This is a genomic window from Pseudomonas sp. GM80 (genome assembly GCF_000282515.1).
Taxonomy (GTDB): Bacteria; Pseudomonadota; Gammaproteobacteria; order Pseudomonadales; family Pseudomonadaceae; genus Aquipseudomonas.
In genome coordinates this window covers 1-18649 of the sequence record NZ_AKJD01000077.1, presented here as the reverse complement: position 1 = coordinate 18649, position 18649 = coordinate 1, and the positions used below count along the sequence as shown (strand labels likewise).

Annotated in this window: 15 protein-coding genes; 5 read left to right on the top strand and 10 right to left on the bottom strand. The window is 57.6% G+C overall.

From position 1 onward, the window contains the following. Positions 1-10: 10 nt before the first annotated feature. From bamA to rpsB, 9 genes are all read right to left on the bottom strand, one after another. Positions 11-2401, bottom strand: coding sequence for an outer membrane protein assembly factor BamA (gene bamA, locus PMI37_RS13660; RefSeq protein ID WP_008081708.1), 2391 nt, complete (start codon positions 2399-2401; stop codon positions 11-13). A 74-nt stretch (positions 2402-2475) separates the two neighbouring features. Further along, complete coding sequence (gene rseP, locus PMI37_RS13655) at positions 2476-3828, bottom strand: sigma E protease regulator RseP (protein ID WP_008081706.1); 1353 nt, start codon at positions 3826-3828, stop codon at positions 2476-2478. Positions 3829-3882: 54 nt separating this feature from the next. Next, positions 3883-5073 (bottom strand): 1-deoxy-D-xylulose-5-phosphate reductoisomerase, encoded by a 1191-nt coding sequence (gene ispC, locus PMI37_RS13650; RefSeq protein ID WP_008081704.1) that lies wholly within the window; start codon positions 5071-5073, stop codon positions 3883-3885. After that, positions 5070-5876 carry a phosphatidate cytidylyltransferase gene (locus PMI37_RS13645; RefSeq protein ID WP_008081702.1) on the bottom strand — a complete coding sequence of 269 codons (807 nt, stop codon included), beginning with the start codon at positions 5874-5876 and terminating at the stop codon, positions 5070-5072. The genes ispC and PMI37_RS13645 overlap by 4 nt, the downstream gene beginning before the upstream one ends. Next, the gene (uppS, locus tag PMI37_RS13640) at positions 5876-6631 is read right to left on the bottom strand and encodes a polyprenyl diphosphate synthase (RefSeq protein ID WP_008081700.1); all 756 of its coding nucleotides are present in this window, start codon (positions 6629-6631) and stop codon (positions 5876-5878) included. Before uppS ends, PMI37_RS13645 begins: the two co-directional genes overlap by 1 nt. 14 nt (positions 6632-6645) lie before the next feature. Further along, the gene (frr, locus tag PMI37_RS13635; RefSeq protein ID WP_008081697.1) at positions 6646-7203 is read right to left on the bottom strand and encodes a ribosome recycling factor; all 558 of its coding nucleotides are present in this window, start codon (positions 7201-7203) and stop codon (positions 6646-6648) included. Beyond that, the gene (pyrH, locus tag PMI37_RS13630) at positions 7200-7943 is read right to left on the bottom strand and encodes a UMP kinase (RefSeq protein WP_003222124.1); all 744 of its coding nucleotides are present in this window, start codon (positions 7941-7943) and stop codon (positions 7200-7202) included. The genes frr and pyrH overlap by 4 nt, the downstream gene beginning before the upstream one ends. Positions 7944-8152: 209 nt before the next feature. Further along, a complete protein-coding gene (tsf, locus tag PMI37_RS13625; RefSeq protein WP_007908856.1) occupies positions 8153-9016 on the bottom strand; it encodes a translation elongation factor Ts in 864 nt (287 codons plus the stop codon). 203 nt (positions 9017-9219) lie between these two features. Next, a complete protein-coding gene (gene rpsB / locus PMI37_RS13620) occupies positions 9220-9960 on the bottom strand; it encodes a 30S ribosomal protein S2 (RefSeq protein WP_008081695.1) in 741 nt (246 codons plus the stop codon). Between the two features lie 373 nt (positions 9961-10333). Between rpsB and map the strand changes: the two genes are divergently transcribed. From map to PMI37_RS13595, 5 genes are all read left to right on the top strand, one after another. Further along, positions 10334-11116: a type I methionyl aminopeptidase gene (gene map, locus PMI37_RS13615; RefSeq protein ID WP_008081693.1), complete on the top strand. Its 783-nt coding sequence runs from the start codon at positions 10334-10336 to the stop codon at positions 11114-11116. Positions 11117-11157: 41 nt separating this feature from the next. Continuing rightward, entirely contained in the window at positions 11158-13860 is a 2703-nt protein-coding gene (locus PMI37_RS13610) for a [protein-PII] uridylyltransferase (protein WP_008081691.1), read from the top strand. Positions 13861-14041: 181 nt separating this feature from the next. After that, positions 14042-15241, top strand: coding sequence for a succinyldiaminopimelate transaminase (gene dapC, locus PMI37_RS13605; RefSeq protein ID WP_008081690.1), 1200 nt, complete (start codon positions 14042-14044; stop codon positions 15239-15241). Between the two features lie 167 nt (positions 15242-15408). Further along, complete coding sequence (locus PMI37_RS13600) at positions 15409-16137, top strand: M12 family metallopeptidase (protein WP_008081689.1); 729 nt, start codon at positions 15409-15411, stop codon at positions 16135-16137. A 95-nt stretch (positions 16138-16232) separates the two neighbouring features. After that, complete coding sequence (locus tag PMI37_RS13595; RefSeq protein ID WP_008081688.1) at positions 16233-16874, top strand: hypothetical protein; 642 nt, start codon at positions 16233-16235, stop codon at positions 16872-16874. 12 nt (positions 16875-16886) lie between these two features. Here the strand turns inward: PMI37_RS13595 and PMI37_RS13590 are convergent, their stop codons facing one another. Then, the gene (locus PMI37_RS13590; protein ID WP_008081687.1) at positions 16887-18518 is read right to left on the bottom strand and encodes a Na+/H+ antiporter; all 1632 of its coding nucleotides are present in this window, start codon (positions 18516-18518) and stop codon (positions 16887-16889) included. Between the last annotated feature and the right edge of the window lie 131 nt (positions 18519-18649).

Here is an 18649-nt window from a genome sequence, read left to right as displayed (position 1 = left end):
GGTCAGACGCTTAGAACGTCTGGCCGAGGGAGAATTGGAACACTTGAGTTTCAGCGTCATCCGGTTTCTTGATCGGCATGGCCAACGCGAAGCTCAGAGGACCCAGCGCGGTGACCCAGGTCACACCCACACCGACGGAGCTCGCCATGTTGCTGAGGCTGATATCGTTGCACTGAGTGCTGGAAGTCGAACCGACGGTAGCGTTGGTAGTCTTCTCGCACTTGGAGTCAAACACGTTACCGACATCCCAGAATACCGAAGTACGCAGGGAGCGCTGATCTTTGACAAACGGCAGCGGGAACAGCACCTCGACACCACCCTGGATCAACACGTTACCGCCGAACGGCAGCGGATCCTGATCCGGGTCGGCAAGCGTACCGGTGTTGCCGGTCACACCTGCACCTCGGCTAGGCGTACTGCGCGGACCCAGCGTACTGTCCTTGAAGCCACGAACCGAGTTGAAACCACCAGCATAGTAGTTTTCATAGAACGGCAAGCCGTCAGTCGAACCGTAACCGTCGCCATAACCCAATTCGGTGTGCAGACGCATGGTGTAGTTCTCGCTCAGTGGCTGGAACAACTGGCCACGGTAATCAAGCTTGAAGAACGACAGGTCGCTGCCTGGAATAGTGGTTTCCAGCGTCAGGCTCTGGGAGCGGCCACGGGTCGGCAACACGCCTTTGTTCAAAGTGGATTCGGACCAGCCGGCCGACGCCTTGAAGTTCAGGTATTGATCGCCTTCCTTCTTAACGAAGTCGAAAATCTCGTCAACGGTATAAGTACCGGTCTTGATCTTGTCTTGTTGTGCGGACAGACCAAAGGTCAGACGCGAAGTCTCGCTGATCGGGTAGCCAACGTTGACGCCGGCACCGAGGCTGTCTACCGCATAGCTCGCTACGTCGACGTCGAGGTCTTTGTAGTCAGTGGTGCGATAGAACGCGTTGTAACCCAGGCTCACGCCATCGGCGGTCCAGTACGGGTCAACGTAACCGAAGTTGTAGCGGCTCTGGTATTCGCTTCGGGTCAGACCGACGCTGACACGGTTACCGGTACCGAGGAAGTTGTTCTGGGTGATCGAACCACCGAGGATCAGACCGGCGCTCTGGGCGAAACCGACGCTGGCGGTGATCGAACCGGAAGCCTGTTCTTCAACCGCGTAGTTCACGTCGACCTGGTCGTCGACACCCGGCACGGCCGGGGTTTCAACGTTGACTTCTTTAAAGAAGCCCAGACGCTCAAGACGGGTCTTGGATTGGTCGATCAGGTAGGTCGAAGCCCAGCCGCCTTCCATCTGGCGCATTTCACGACGCAGCACTTCGTCCTCGGACTTGGTGTTGCCACGGAAGTTGATGCGGTTGACGTAAGCGCGCTTGCCTGGATCGACAGCAAACAGGATGTCGACAGTGTGGTCGTCATCGTGCGGCTGAGGCACGCCGTTGACGTTGGCGAAGGTGTAACCCTCGTTGCCCAGACGACGGGTGATCAGTTCGGAGGTGGTGGTCATCAGCTTGCGCGAGAACACCTGGCCCTTCTGCACCAGCAACAGCGATTTGACCTGGTCTTCAGGGACTTTCAGGTCACCGCTGAGTTTGACGTCACGAACGGTGTACTTCTCGCCTTCGGTCACGTTGACGGTGATGTAGACGTGTTTCTTGTCCGGGGTAATGGACACCTGGGTCGAAGCGATATCCATGTTGATATAGCCACGGTCCAGGTAGTAGGAACGCAGACGCTCCAGGTCACCGGAAAGCTTTTCACGGGCGTACTTGTCATCGTTCTTGAAGAACGACAGCCAGTTGGTGGTTTTCAGTTCGAACAGGTCGGTCAGGTCTTCCTCAGGGAAAACCGTGTTGCCCACCACGTTGATGTGCTGAATGGCGGCAACGGTGCCTTCGTTGATCTTCACTTTCAGACCAACACGGTTACGCGGCTGCGAGACCACTTCGGTATCGACGGTAGCCGAATAGCGGCCCTGCGCGACGTACTGGCGCTGCAGTTCGTTACGCACGCCTTCGAGGGTGGCACGCTGGAAGATCTCGCCTTCGGCCAGACCGGATTGCTTGAGGCCCTTCATCAGGTCTTCAGTGGAAATCGCCTTGTTGCCTTCGATTTCGATACTGGCGACGGATGGGCGCTCGACAACCGTGATTACCAGAACGTTGCCTTCGCGGCCCAGCTGGATATCTTGAAAGAAACCGGTTTTGAACAACGCACGAGTGGATTCCACCAGGCGACGATCATCCGCCTGCTCGCCGACGTTCAACGGCAAGGCACCAAAGACACTACCCGCGGAGACCCGCTGGAGGCCATTGACGCGAATATCAGAGATAGTGAAGGACTCGGCGTGAACTTCGGCGATCATCAATACGGTGAGAACCGCAGTTAGCAGCAGACGTTTCATGAAGTCCTTTCTTATTCCAACTGGCAATAAACAAACTGCCGCAAAATGCGGCAGATTCGCAATTCAGCGAAGCGTTACAGTCGACCCAGATCGTTGACCAGAGCAAGCAACATCACCCCGACCACCAAACTGATACCGATCTGTATCCCCCAACCTTGCACCCGATCCGACAAGGGACGACCACGCGCCCACTCGATCAGATAAAACAACAAATGCCCCCCATCCAGTACAGGAATGGGCAGCAAATTCAGAACACCCAGGCTAATACTCAGATAAGCAAGGAAATTCAGGAAATCAGCGACGCCCGACTGGGCAGAAGCGCCCGCCACTTTAGCAATGGTTATCGGTCCACTCAAGTTTTTTACCGAGAGCTCGCCGAACAGCATTTTCTTTAGCGAATCGAGGGTCAGGACGCTCATGGTCCAAGTGCGACGAGCGCCCTCGCCAATCGCGGCCAAAGGCCCATAGCTGACCTCGCGGATCATTTCCGGCGGCCAGTCGATCGCTTTGACGCCAGCGCCCAGATAACCGCTTGGCGCCTTGCTTTCGCCGCGAGCCGCCAGCGTCACCGGGACGTCGATTTGAGCACCATCACGCTCGACACGCAGCATGATTTTGGTATCAGGACGCGTACGAACGGTATCGACCACTTGCTGCCAGTCGTTCAACGCCAGACCGTCGAGCGACACCAGACGGTCGCCGGTTTTCAGGCCAGCAGCTTGCGCCGGGCCTTTTGGATCGAGCTCAGCCAGCACCGGCGGCAAGGCCGGGCGCCATGGACGAATACCCAACGAACGAATCGGATCCGGCTCGTCGGCCCCCTTGAGCCAATGATCCAGCGCCAGTTCGCGCGGCGAATCCGCCGTAGAACCCTGCTCACGCACCAATAACTGCAGTGAACCGCTTTCACCCAGACGACGCACTAATTGCAAATTGACCGCTGCCCAGCCCGAAGTCGGCTCGCCATCAATTGCGACAATCTCCTGACCCGCCGTCAGACCAGCCTTGGCGGCGATACTACCGGACTCGACCGCACCGATGACCGGGCGCACCTGCTCGCTGCCCAACATCGCCAGCACCCAGAAGAACACCAGGGCCAGCAGGAAATTGGCAATCGGACCCGCGGCCACAATGGCGATACGCTGACGCACGGACTTGCGATTGAACGACTGATCAAGCTGCTCGAACGGGACTTCGCCTTCGCGCTCATCGAGCATCTTGACGTACCCACCGAGCGGAATCGCGGCAACCACGAACTCGGTGCCTTGCTTGTCGTGCCAGCGCAGCAGGGGCATGCCAAAGCCTACGGAGAAACGCAGAACCTTGACGCCACAGCGTCGCGCGACCCAGAAGTGGCCGAATTCGTGAAAGGTGACCAGCACACCCAAGGCGATCAGGGTGCCGGCAATCATATAGAGCGCGCTCATCTACTTTCTCCGCAATCCTGTTCAGTGTCGCGTGTAGCCATTGTGTTGCAAAATCTATCGGCCGTGCCGGCTCAGCCATTGCTCAGCCAGAATCCGGGCTTTTGCGTCGGCGGTAAACACCGCATCGAGATCATCCAGCGCAACAACCGGCTCAAGACTCAAGACTTCTTCGATGATACTCGCGATTTCCAGGTAGCGAACCCGCCCATCGAGAAACGCTGCCACCGCCACTTCATTGGCCGCATTCAACATCGCCGGCGCGCTGTCGCCCGCTTCAGCCGCTTGACGGGCCAGACGCAAGCAAGGAAAACGCTGTTCATCCGGGGCTTCGAAGTCCAGCCGCGCGACTGCAAACAGATCCAGCGGCGCCACACCCGAATCGATGCGCTCCGGCCAAGCCAGGGCGTTGGCGATCGGCGTGCGCATATCAGGGTTGCCCAATTGCGCCAGCACCGAGCCATCGACGTAATCGACCAACGAGTGGATCACACTCTGCGGATGGATCACCACCTCGACCTGCGCAGGCTTTGCATCGAACAACCAGCAGGCCTCGATCAACTCAAGCCCTTTATTCATCATGCTGGCTGAATCCACGGAGATCTTGCGCCCCATGGACCAATTCGGGTGCGCACAGGCCTGATCAGGTGAAACATGCGCCAGCTCAGCCATCGGCGTCTGCCGGAAGGGGCCGCCAGAGGCTGTCAGCAAGATCCGTCGCACGCCCACCGAACTCAAGCCACGGGCGAAATCCTGTGGCATGCACTGGAAAATCGCATTGTGTTCGCTGTCGATCGGCAGCAGGACCGAACCACTCTTGCGCACGGCTTGCATGAACAAGGCGCCGGACATCACCAGCGCCTCCTTATTGGCCAGCAGGATTTTCTTGCCCGCCTCGACCGCAGCCAGCGTCGGACGCAGGCCCGCAGCGCCAACAATCGCCGCCATGACCGCATCGACTTCCGGAGCAGAGGCGACCTGACACAAGCCCTCCTCCCCCACCAGAACACGGGTCGGCAAGCCGGCAGCACGCAAGTCGTCCTGCAGACCACGCGCGGCAATCGCTTCCGGCACCACTGCAAACTGCGGCACGTGACGCACGCAAAGGGCCAGCAACTCACTCAGGCGAGTGAAACCACTCAAGGCGAAAACTTGATAACGCTCAGGATGACGAGCAATGACGTCGAGGGTGCTCAGGCCAATCGAGCCTGTCGCCCCAAGAACGGTAATCTGTTGAGGACGACTCACGGCGCAGCCATCCACAGCAATACAGCGAAGACGGGGATGGCGGCGGTCAAGCTATCGATGCGATCCAGAACACCACCATGACCCGGCAGCAGATTACTGCTGTCCTTGATGCCGGACTGACGCTTGAACATGCTTTCGGTCAGGTCGCCGACAACGGAGATGAAAACGATCAGCGCGGCGCCAATCAAGCCTTTGAGCAATTCGGCAACCGTCCAGTCACGCACCAGCCCGACGACGGCAGTGATCACCAGACTCAATGCCAGACCGCCATAAACGCCTTCCCAGCTTTTACCCGGACTGACTTGGGGCGCCAGTTTGCGCTTGCCGAATTTTCGGCCAGAGAAATAGGCGCCAATGTCCGCGCCCCACACCAGCACCATGACCGCCATGATCAGCCAGTTGCCCAGCGGATACTGCTTGATCTGTACCAAACCCTGCCAGGCGGGCAAGAGAATCAGCAAGCCAATGACCAATTTGGTGGCAGCCGTGGACCAATGTTCGCTGGAACGCGGATAGGTCAGTACCAGGTACGTCGCCACCGCCCACCAGAGCACCGAAGCCCCCAGCACCCAAGGCGCCAGGCCTGGCAACACATACATGACGAACAACATCAATGCGACGACCGCGGCATAGCCGACGCGGAACGATTGTGCGGTAAAGCCCGCCAGACGTGCCCATTCCCAGGCACCCAGGCTCACGACCAGACCGATGAACAGGGCAAAACCCGAACCTTCGAGCAGGAAAAAACCGCACAAGGCGATCGGCAGCAGGATCAGCGCAGTGATGATTCGTTGTTTAAGCATTAAACCCGGGCTCCAGCTTCGACCTGTTCACTCGTTTTACCGAAGCGACGCTGACGCGAAGCGAAATCGGCCAGCGCATTGCGCATGGCATCGTGTTTGAAGTCCGGCCAGAACAGGTCGGAGAAATACAACTCGGCGTAAGCCAGCTGCCAAAGCAGGAAGTTGCTGATGCGATGTTCGCCACCCGTGCGAATGCACAGGTCCGGTAGCGGCAGATCACCGGTGGCCAGACAGGTTTGCAACAGATCAGGAGTGATGTCTTCCGGGCGCAGATGCCCGGCCTGGACTTCACGCGCCAGACGCTGTGCAGCTTGCGCGATATCCCACTGACCGCCGTAATTGGCGGCGATCTGCAGAATGAAGCGATTGGCACCTGCCGTCATCGTTTCAGCTTCACGCATGGCGGCCTGAAGCTCAGGATGAAAGCGCGAACGATCACCAATGATGCGCAGGCTGATGTTGTTGTCGTTGAGGCGCTTGGCCTCACGACGCAGCGCCTTGAAGAACAGATCCATCAAGGCACTGACTTCATCGGCCGGACGCTGCCAGTTTTCACTGGAGAAGGCGAACAAGGTCAGCACTTCGACCTTGGCCTCAGCGCACACCTCGATCACTGCCCGCACAGCATCCACGCCCGCTTTATGCCCGGCGACACCTGGCATAAAGCGTTTTTTAGCCCAGCGATTGTTACCATCCATGATGATCGCGACATGGCGCGGCACCGCGGACGGCGCAGTCTGCTTGGTCTTGTCCATTAAAAACTCGACCCTTATACGGCCATCAGATCCGCTTCTTTTTGCTTGGTAGCTGTATCGATATCAGCTTCGGCCTTGTCGGTCAGCTTCTGGATATCGGCAGCAGCACGACGCTCTTCGTCTTCGCTGATTTCTTTGTCCTTGACCAGCTTTTTCAGCTCGCCCAAGGCGTCACGACGAATGTTGCGCACGGCAACACGAGCATCTTCGGCGGCACTGCGCGCCTGCTTGGTGAAGCCCTTGCGGGTTTCTTCAGTCAGGGCAGGCATGGAGATCAGCAACAACTCGCCCAGGTTGGTCGGGTTGAGGTTCAGGCCAGCGCTCTGGATTGCCTTATCGACTGCCGCGAGCATGTTGCGCTCGAAGGCAACGACTTGCAGGGTGCGCGAGTCCTTCACAGTGATGTTGGCTACTTGAGTGATGGAGGTGTCTGCGCCGTAGTACGGCACCATCACGCTGCCCAGAATGCTTGGGTGAGCCTTGCCGGTACGAATCTGGCCAAAAGCATGGGACAGAGAGTCCAGGGATTTTTGCATGCGCTCTTGAGCGTCTTTCTTGATTTCGTTGATCATTGTTGACCTTCCTCGATCAGGGTGCCTTCAGCGCCGCCATGGACGATGTTCAGCAGGGCACCAGGCTTGTTCATGTTGAATACGCGCAACGGCATCTTGTGGTCGCGGCACAGGCAGATAGCGGTCAGATCCATCACGCCCAGCTTGCGATCCAGTACTTCATCATAAGTCAGATGATCGAACTTCTCGGCATGCGGGTCTTTGAACGGGTCTGCGGTGTAAACGCCATCAACCTTGGTCGCTTTCAGCACGACGTCGGCGTCGATTTCGATTGCACGCAGGCAGGCTGCCGAATCCGTGGTGAAGAACGGATTGCCGGTACCGGCCGCGAAGATCACGACGTCTTTGGAGTTCAGGTGACGCATGGCTTTGCGGCGATCGTAGTGATCGGTCACGCCGACCATGGAAATGGCCGACATGACGATGGCCGAGATATTGGCACGTTCCAGCGCATCGCGCATGGCCAGGGCGTTCATCACAGTGGCCAGCATGCCCATGTGGTCGCCTGTGACCCGATCCATACCGGCTTTGCTCAGGGCTTCGCCACGGAACAGGTTGCCGCCACCGATCACCAGACCGACCTGAACGCCGATGCCGACCAGTTGGCCGACTTCCAGCGCCATGCGATCCAGTACTTTCGGATCGATCCCGAACTCTTCCGAGCCCATCAGGGCCTCGCCGCTAAGCTTGAGTAGAATGCGTTTATAGCGAGCCTGATAACCACTGCCCTGCTGAGCCATTGCGAATCTCTCCTGCGGCGTATTAAAAAATTCTTTGCGAGCTGTTTACAGCTGGCGTTCACTCTAGCTTGGCGCTGCTTCAGCGCCATCGGAACATGGCTTTGTAAGTCAGTTCCAAGTGGAAACCAATAAAAAATTGGTGACCCCATCTGAAAAGAGGCTGCGCGCGTGAGCGGGCAGCCTCTTTCGGGCGACAGTTGAAAACTGTCTTATTGCTTGGCGGCAGCCAGCTGGGCAGCAACTTCTTCAGCGAAGTTGTCGACCGGCTTCTCGATGCCTTCGCCTACTTTGAAGTAAGTGAAGGAAACGATTTCAGCACCGGCTTTCTTGGCCAGTTCGCCAACCTTGATTTCAGGGTTCTTGACGAACGCCTGCTCAACCAGGCTTGCTTCGGCCAGGAACTTGCTGATACGGCCTTTGACCATATTTTCAACAATGTTTTCTGGCTTGCCTTTGATTTTTTCTTCGTTCAGCTGCAGGAACACAGCTTTTTCGCGCTCGATCGCTTCAGCCGAAACTTCCGATGGCAGCAGGAACTCAGGGTTGCTGGCCGCTACGTGCATAGCGATGTCTTTGGCCAGTTCAACGTTGCCGCCTTTCAGAACAACTGCAACACCGATCTTGTTGCCGTGCAGGTAGCCACCAACAACGTCGCCTTCTACGCGAACCAGACGACGGATGTTGACGTTTTCGCCAACCTTGCCGACCAGTACCAGGCGAGCAGCTTCTTGGGCTTCGATCAGCGGAGCAACATCAGTCAGCTTGTCAGCGAAGGCTTTTTCAATGCTTTCAGCAACGAATGCCTTGAAGTCGTCCTGCAGAGCCAGGAAGTCGGTCTGCGAGTTCACTTCCAGCAGAACAGCAGATTTGCCGTCTTCTTTCAGAGCGATCGCGCCTTCAGCAGCTACGTTGCCTGCTTTTTTGGCAGCCTTGATTGCGCCCGAAGCACGCATGTCATCAATGGCTTTTTCGATGTCGCCGTCAGCCTTTTCCAGGGCTTTCTTGCAGTCCATCATGCCTTCGCCAGTACGCTCACGCAGTTCTTTAACCAACGCTGCAGTAATTGCTGCCATTTTCAAATTCCTCTTGGATAGGTTTTCAACCATTCCACCCGATCGAACGGGCGTTCAATTCTTCCCGAACCCGTTTGTAGCCGCTGCACGTTACAAATACAGGGCGGGCGCTGCCACAAGTGGGCGCCAACAATTGGTTTTCGAGGTGGCAAAAAGGGGGCCAAGCCCCCTTTTTGCTTACTGAGTCAACGCCAGGGCGTTAATTACTCAGCTGCAGCTGCCGGAGCTTCTTCAGCTGCGAATTCTACAGTGCCGCCGCCAACATTGTTGCGACCACGGATAACAGCGTCAGCCATCGAACCCATGTACAGCTGGATAGCGCGGATTGCGTCATCGTTGCCTGGGATGATGTAGTCAACGCCTTCCGGGCTGCTGTTGGTATCGACAACGCCGATAACCGGGATGCCCAGCTTGTTGGCTTCGGTGATCGCGATGCGCTCGTGGTCAACGTCGATCACGAACAGTGCGTCTGGCAGACCGCCCATGTCCTTGATGCCGCCCAGCGAACGATCCAGCTTCTCAAGATCACGGGAGCGCATCAGCGCTTCTTTCTTGGTCAGCTTGGCGAAAGTACCGTCTTCGGCTTGAACTTCAAGGTCACGCAGACGCTTGATGGAAGCACGAATGGTTTTGAAGTTGGTCAGCATGCCGCCCAACCAGCGGTGATCGACGTACGGCGAACCGCAACGTGCTGCTTCTTCAGCAACGATCTTGCCAGCGGAACGCTTGGTGCCGACGAACAGAATCTTGTTTTTGCCCTGGGCCAGACGCTCTACGAAAGTCAGAGCTTCGTTGAACATTGGCAGGGTTTTTTCAAGGTTGATGATGTGAATCTTGTTACGCGCGCCGAAAATGTACTTACCCATTTTCGGATTCCAGTAACGGGTTTGGTGACCGAAGTGCACACCGGCCTTCAGCATATCGCGCATATTGACTTGGGACATGATAGTTCCTTAATAAGTCGGGTTTGGCCTCCACGTATCCCAATGACCAACCAGTGGCATATAGCCAAAAGCACCCAGGTCATCGTGTCGACACGTGTGTGGATTTAAGCCTTTCGGGGTATCCCCGGAAAGCGGCGCATTTTATACCACAGGGTGCGCAGAAACGGAACCCGAAATCTGTATTCGCACCAAGGACATGGGCGCACCCCCCTTGGAATCGGCTTCGAACGCACCATTGTATAGAGAGAAGCGATGCACGCAGGCGCGGATTTGCGCCGTGCGTCTGTTAGAATCGCGTTTTTCAGGGTCGCAAAACGCACACCTGCCACCCTATTCGTATCAGCAAGCGCCGCCGAGCGCAGAGAGGGCCTGTATGACCGTCAACCTCAAAACCCCCGAGGACATCGCTGGCATGCGTGTCGCCGGCAAACTGGCCGCCGATGTGCTGGAAATGATTGCCGAACATGTCAAACCGGGCGTTACCACCGATGAGCTGAACCAGATCTGCCACGACTACATCGTCAATGTGCAGCAAGCCATCCCTGCCCCGCTCAACTATAAGGGCTACCCGAAGTCGATCTGCACTTCGATCAACCATGTGGTCTGCCACGGTATCCCGAACGACAAGCCGCTGAAAAACGGCGACACCCTGAACATCGACGTGACCGTGATCAAAGACGGCTACCACGGCGACACCAGCCGCATGTTCCACGTCGGCGAAGTGCCGGTCTGGGCTGAACGTCTGTCGCAGATCACCCAGGAATGCATGTACAAGGCGATCGAAATCGTCAAACCTGGCTGCCGCCTCGGCGACATCGGCGAAGTCATCCAGAAGCACGCTGAAAAGAACGGCTTCTCGGTGGTCCGCGAATTCTGCGGTCACGGTATCGGCAAGGTTTTCCACGAAGAGCCGCAGATCCTCCACTACGGCCGCGCCGGCACCGGCATGGAGCTGAAGGCTGGCATGACCTTTACCATCGAGCCGATGATCAACCAGGGCAAGGCCGACACCAAAGTATTGGGCGACGGTTGGACCGCGATCACCAAAGACCGCAAGCTGTCGGCACAGTGGGAACACACCCTGCTGGTCACCGACACCGGCTACGAGATCTTCACCCTGCGCGCCGACGACACTATCGCGCGCATCTCGGCCTGATCCAGCAAACGCTCCCAGCCTTATAGAAGGAAAGCCAATCGATGCCGCAGGTGGATCCCGAACTCTTCGACCGCGGCCAGTTCCAGGCTGAACTGGCCTTGAAAGCGAGTCCTATCGCGGCGTTCAAGAAGGCGATCCGTCAGGCTCGCGAGGTTCTCGACACGCGTTTTCGCCAAGGCCGCGACATTCGCCGCCTGATCGAAGACCGTGCCTGGTTCGTCGACAACATCCTGCAAAAGGCCTGGGAGCAGTTCAACTGGAGCGAAGACGCCGACATCGCGCTGGTCGCGGTCGGCGGCTATGGCCGCGGTGAGCTGCACCCGTATTCCGACATCGACCTGCTGATCCTGCTGGACAGCGCCGACCACGAAGTTTTCCGCGATTCCATCGAACGGTTTCTCACCTTGCTGTGGGACATCGGCCTGGAAGTCGGTCAGAGCGTTCGCTCGGTCGACGAATGCGCCCAAGAGGCCCGCGCCGACCTGACCGTAGTCACCAACCTGATGGAAAGCCGCACCATTTGCGGCCCCGAGCGTCTGCGTCAGCGCATGCTCGACGTCACCAGCACCGCACACATGTGGCCGGCCAAGGAATTCTTCCTGGCCAAACGCGCCGAGCAAAAGGCCCGCCACCACAAATACAACGACACCGAATACAACCTGGAACCCAACGTCAAAGGCTCGCCCGGCGGCCTGCGGGATATTCAGACCATTCTGTGGGTTGCGCGTCGCCAATACGGCACGCTGAACCTGCGCGCCCTCGCTGGCGAAGGTTTCCTCGTTGAGAGCGAAAACGCCCTGCTCGCCTCCTCCCAGGAATTCCTCTGGAAAGTGCGTTACGCCCTGCACATGCTCGCGGGCCGTTCCGAAGACCGCTTGCTGTTCGACCATCAGCGCACCATTGCCGGGCTGCTCGGGTTTGAAGGTGACGACGCCAAACAGGCCGTCGAAAACTTCATGCAACAGTATTTCCGCGTAGTAATGAGCATTGCCCAGCTCAGCGACCTGATCATCCAGCACTTCGAAGAAGTCATCCTCGCGCCGGAAGACGAAGCGCCGCCACAGCCGATCAATGCACGCTTTCAACTGCATGACGGCTATATCGAAGCGCGCAACGACAACGTATTCCGCCGCACGCCATTCGCCATGCTCGAAATCTTCGTGCTGATGGCCCAGCAGCCGGAAATCAAAGGCGTGCGCGCCGACACCATTCGCCTGCTGCGCGAGCACCGTCATCTGATCGACGACAACTTCCGCAACGACATACGCAACACCAGCCTGTTCATCGAACTGTTCAAGTGCAAGATCGGCATCCACCGCAACCTGCGCCGTATGAACCGTTACGGCATTCTCGGGCGTTATCTGCCGGAATTCGGTTTTATCGTCGGGCAAATGCAGCACGACCTGTTCCACATCTATACCGTCGATGCGCACACGCTGAACCTGATCAAGCACCTGCGCAAATTGCAGTACACGCAGGTCTCGGAAAAATTCCCGCTGGCCGCCAAGCTGATGGCCAAGCTGCCCAAACCCGAACTTATCTACATGGCCGGTCTGTACCACGACATCGGCAAGGGCCGGCATGGCGATCACTCGGAGATCGGCGCGGTCGATGCCGAAGCGTTCTGCCAGCGCCACCAGTTGCCGGTGTGGGACAGCCGCCTGATCGTCTGGCTGGTGCAGAACCATCTGGTGATGTCGACCACCGCCCAACGCAAGGACTTGTCCGATCCACAGGTGATCCACGATTTCGCTCAGGCTGTCGGCGACGAAACCCGCCTCGACTATCTGTACGTGCTGACCGTGGCCGACATCAACGCAACCAACCCGACGCTGTGGAATTCGTGGCGCGCCAGTCTGTTGCGCCAGCTCTACACCGAAACCAAGCGCGCTTTGCGTCGTGGCCTGGAAAACCCGGTCGATCGCGAAGAACAGATCCGCCAGACCCAGAGCGCCGCACTGGATATTCTGGTGCGCGGCGGCACCGACCCGGACGATGTCGAGCAGTTGTGGGCGCAGTTGGGCGATGACTATTTCTTGCGCCATACCGCTGGCGACGTGGCCTGGCACAGTGATGCGATCCTGCAGCAACCGGTCGATGGCGGGCCGCTGGTGTTGATCAAGGAAACCACCCAGCGCGAGTTCGAGGGCGGCACGCAGATCTTCATTTATGCACCGGACCAGCACGACTTCTTCGCGGTGACCGTGGCGGCGATGGATCAGCTCAACCTGAACATTCATGACGCGCGGGTTATCACCTCCAGCAGCCAGTTCACCCTCGACACTTACATCGTGCTCGATAACGAGGGCGAGTCCATCGGCGACAACCCGACGCGGGTCAAACAGATCCGTGAAGGCCTGACCGAAGCGCTGCGCAACCCCGACGATTACCCGACGATCATTCAGCGCCGGGTACCGCGCCAGCTCAAGCATTTCGCCTTTGCACCGCAAGTGACGATCCACAACGATGCGCAGCGCCCGGTGACTGTGCTGGAGTTGACCGCACCGGATCGACCGGGCCTGCTGGCGCGGATCGGCGGGATTTTCCTCGAGTTCGACCTGTCGCTGCAGAACGCCAAGATTGCGACCTTGGGCGAGCGGGTGGAAGACGTGTTCTTTATCACTGATGCGCACAACCAGCCGCTCTCCGATCCGCTGCTGTGCAGCCGCTTGCAGGACGCGATTGTTGAGCAGTTGAGCGTCAATCAGGAACCGGATATCAAGCTTTCGCGTATCAGTATTTGAATCAATGAATTTCCCCTGTGGCGAGGGGATTTATCCCCGTTGGGCTGCGTAGCGGCCCTAAAACCATTCACTGCGATTTGACTGAAAGTCCGCGCGCACAGGTTTTACGACTGCTTCGCAGCCGAACGGGGATAAATCCCCTCGCCACAATGGCTCCCCTTTCACACTTAAAGAGGCCCCAATGAACAACGCTCTGAACCAGCTCCAGCCCTACCCGTTCGAGAAGCTCCGTGCCCTGCTCGGCACCGTCACGCCGAACCCGGACAAACGCCCGATCGCCCTGTCGATTGGCGAGCCGAAACACCGCTCGCCAGGTTTTGTCGCCGAAGCACTGGCGAACAGTCTGGATCAGATGGCGGTCTATCCGACCACCTTGGGCATCCCGGCCCTGCGCGAAGCCATCGCCGGCTGGTGCGAGCGGCGTTTTGGCGTGCCGAGCGGCTGGATTGATCCGGCGCGCAACGTGCTGCCGGTCAACGGCACCCGGGAAGCGCTGTTCGCCTTCACTCAGACCGTGGTCAATCGCGGCGATGATGCTTTGGTCGTCAGCCCGAACCCGTTCTATCAAATCTATGAAGGCGCCGCGTTCCTTGCCGGGGCCAAGCCGCACTACCTGCCATGCCTCGACGAAAACGGCTTCAACCCGGATTTCGACGCGGTGTCGCCGGACATCTGGAAGCGCTGCCAGATCCTGTTCCTGTGCTCGCCGGGTAACCCGACCGGTGCGCTGATCCCGGTCGATGTGCTGAAAAAACTCATCGCTCTGGCCGACGAATACGATTTCGTGATTGCTGCGGACGAGTGCTACAGCGAGCTGTACTTCGACGAACAAACGCCACCGCCCGGCCTGCTCACCGCTTGCGTTGAACTGGGCCGCAAGGATTTCAAACGTTGCGTGGTCTTCCACAGCCTGTCCAAGCGCTCGAACCTGCCAGGCCTGCGCTCCGGTTTTGTTGCTGGCGATGCCGACATCCTCAAAGGCTTTCTGCTGTACCGCACCTATCACGGCTGCGCGATGCCAGTACAAACGCAACTGGCCAGCGTTGCCGCGTGGAACGACGAAGAACACGTGCGCGCCAACCGTGCGCTGTACCGTGAGAAGTTTGACGCGGTACTGGAAATTCTCAGCCCGGTGATGGACGTGCAACGCCCGGATGGCAGCTTCTATCTGTGGCCAAATGTGAACGGTGATGACGCGGCGTTCTGCCGTGATTTGTTCGAACAAGAGCATGTCACTGTGGTGCCGGGTTCTTATCTGTCCCGTGATGTCGATGGCGTTAATCCGGGTGCCGGCCGTGTGCGTATGGCGCTGGTTGCGCCGTTGGCTGAATGTGTTGAAGCGGCGGAACGAATTCGCGCGTTTTTTACCCGTCAGAAATAAATAGCTGAAAACCGTGCCAGGCAATCTGGCACGGCAACTTGCGCTTGCAAGTTACACTTCAAAACAACTGATCACTCCCTCTTTCGGCCCTCACGACTTACTCTTGAGTCGCGAATTTCATCGCATAAAATTCAACATTAAGTACAACTTCAGGGAAGAAGATAAAGATGAATGATCTCCAGGATTGCAAACTCCTACAGTGGCCGGATGATCTCGCTGCTTATGAGGCGGCCATTAAAGAGAATCCGGCGAACGTAACTTCCGCCAGCGGCGGTCGACGCAAACGCTCGCTGATCAACTATTCAAAACTGTGGGCCAATGGTCGAACGCTGACCATCGCCTTCATCGACGACGTGGATCCTGATCACAAACGCAAAATCATGGAGGCAGCTGTTCGCTGGATTCCGTACGTTAATCTGAGTTTCGAGTTTGTCGATGACCTGCAAGGTGATATTCGCATCGCCACAAAGAATAATTACAACAGTTCCATGCTCGGTACAGACGCGCTGCTGATTCATCCGGATTGGCCAACGATGAACCTGGGCGTCAAACCGGATCATGAAGACTTTGAAACCATTGTCACCCACGAGTTTGGCCATGCTCTGGGCGCCATGCACGAACACCAGCACCCGCAGGCCGACATCCCGTGGGACAAACCGAAAGTGTACGACTATTACCAGAACCGCGAGATGGGACCGCTGACCCCGGAGCAAGTGGACTTCAACCTGTTCACGCCATTCAACACCCTCGAAGCGATTTACACCGAGTACGACCGTAAATCGATCATGCATCATCCGGTATCTAACGATTTGACTTTAGGCGACTGGGAGAACCCGATCAATCGCGAGATCAGCAAGAAAGACATCAAGATGATGAGCTTGCTCTATCCCCAATAAGCAATCTCGCAAAAACAAGGAAGTTAAACCATGTTATCCAATTCAACTTACGCCCCCGCCCTGTCCCAGACAAATTCGTGTGGAGTGCATTACTGATGTGGGCTAAAAAAAATCCATCGAAACTGTGGACTCCCGGCCGTATTCTTCGTATTGCCTTCCTCAATGGCACGCAAGAGTTCAAAGACGCGACCATCGCGGCAGCCAGCAATTGGTTGCCGCACATCAACTTGAAGTTTGATTTCGTTGAGGGTGTCGAGGGGGATATCCGCATACTTAGCAACGATGGCGTTTTCTCGTCCAATATTGGCACTGACGCATTACTCAATACCCATACAGCGACGATGCAGCTCTGGCCTCACCCGGCCATTCACGCGCGTTATTTCGCCGCGAATGTGATGCATGAGTTCGGCCATATGCTGGGTGCGGAACACGAACAGATCCACCCGGCAGCCGCAATTCCATGGAATGTGCCCGCCATCTACGAAAGACACGGCATTACCGATAATCCTGATGAGGATAACTACGAGGCGAACAGGAAGCGCCAATGGCTACACCGTGAGTATCTTGATCGGGCAGCCACCGAAGACAGCATTTGCTCGGACTACGACCGCAAGTCGATCATGCACTACGTCATCTACCAATCCTGGACCACAGGCGATTTTCAGAATTTTCTTAATCTGGAGCTCAGCGAAAAAGATAAAGCCTTCATGGCGAAGGCTTACCCCTGCCCGGTGTAAACCCGGGCCTGGTTATTTCACCTGTCCCAGATTTGCCTCGCTCAAATCAAGTTCACCCAACACTTCACGTAACACGTCATCACCAATCTGGTGATGACGGCTGAGACTATAGAGTTCCAGGCGCTGCGCGCGCAGCGCCTTCAAACGTAAACGCCGCTCCAGCAGATCCATCTGAAACGCCATCGCCTGCGCTTCGGCGGAATCGTTGAACACGTCAAGTTGATGGCGATATTCAGACATGATCCGCGCCTTGAGCTCTGCCGCCAGCGCTGCTTGTGCAGCATCTTGCGGCGGTAACTCTTCAGTTTCCAGAGAGTGAATCGCTGCTTCAGCCGTTTTGCGCCAGGCATCGCGCACTTCCTGCCGGCGCTTGTCGTCCGGGCTCTTTTCGATGCCGCGCAGTAACAGCGGCAGCGCGATGCACGCCGAAATCAGCGAGAGCAGAATCACCCCGGCGGCGATGAAGATCAGCAGATCGCGCTCGGGAAATGCCTCCGAGCCCATCAGCATCGGCACCGACATCACACCCGCCAGCGTCACCGCTCCGCGCACACCGCCGACGGTCAGCAGCCAGCAGGAACGCGCGGTCGGCACTTGAGTCAGCTCGCCTTTACCGCGCAAACGCCGCAGCAACACCGACAAACGCCAGATGCTCTGCACCCAGATAAACCGCAGCAATACCAACGCGAGGAAAATCGCCACGACGTCGAGGCAGCGATAGAACAATGTCGGCCACAACGTCGGTTCGTGGCTGACCACGGCTTTGATGATGTCCGGCAATTGCAGACCAAGCAGCAGGAAAATCAAGCCGTTGAAGGCGAATTCCAACAGTGACCAGACGCTGCGATTGAGCAGGCGGGTGCTGGTCTGGCGTGGCAACAAGTCGAGCCAGCTCTGCATCATCCCTGCCGCCACCGCCGAAAGAATCCCCGACACGCCAAGGCGTTCAGCCAATACATAAGCAGCGAACGGCAGCAGCAACATGAACACCACGTGGGTCGCCGGATCGTCCCAGCCGCGCGCGATCATCCACGCACGCAAACGCCCGACCAGCCAGCTCAACGCCACGCCGACCGCCAGACCACCGAGCGCCACCACGACGAAGGTCAGGCTGGCGTTGGTCAGCGAGAACACCCCGGTGATCGCGGCGGCCAAAGCGAACTTGAACGTCACCAGACCCGAGGCATCGTTCATCAACGCCTCGCCCTGCAGGATGTGCATCAGCGGCGTCGGCAAGCGATTCTGCGAAATTGCCGAAACCGCCACGGCGTCGGTCGGTGACAGCACAGCGGCCAGGGCGAAAGCCACCGGCAACGGAATCGCCGGCAATAACCAGTGAATGAAATAGCCGGCACCGACCACGGTGAACAGCACTAACCCGACCGCCAGCGTCAAAATCGGCCCGCGCAGATGCCAGAATTCGCGTTTGGGCATGCGCCAGCCATCGGAAAACAGCAGCGGCGGCAGGAACAGAAACAGGAAGAGTTCGGGGTCGAGGGCGACGTGCAGACCCAGCGTCGGCCACGCCAGCAAGGCGCCAGCGGCGATTTGCACCAAAGGCAGCGGCAGCGGAATGACCCGTCCGACCAGACGCGAAACGCTGACCAGCATCAGCAGGATCAGGACGGTATAAGCAGTTTGCATAAAGCGAAAATCTCAGACAATCGACAGCGTTGAACTGCCATATTAGCCGCTTAGCATGCGTCTGGCGTTTGCACCTATGTCGCACACGCCCCAACTGATGTCCGCAAAACAATGTGTAGGAGCTGCGGCAC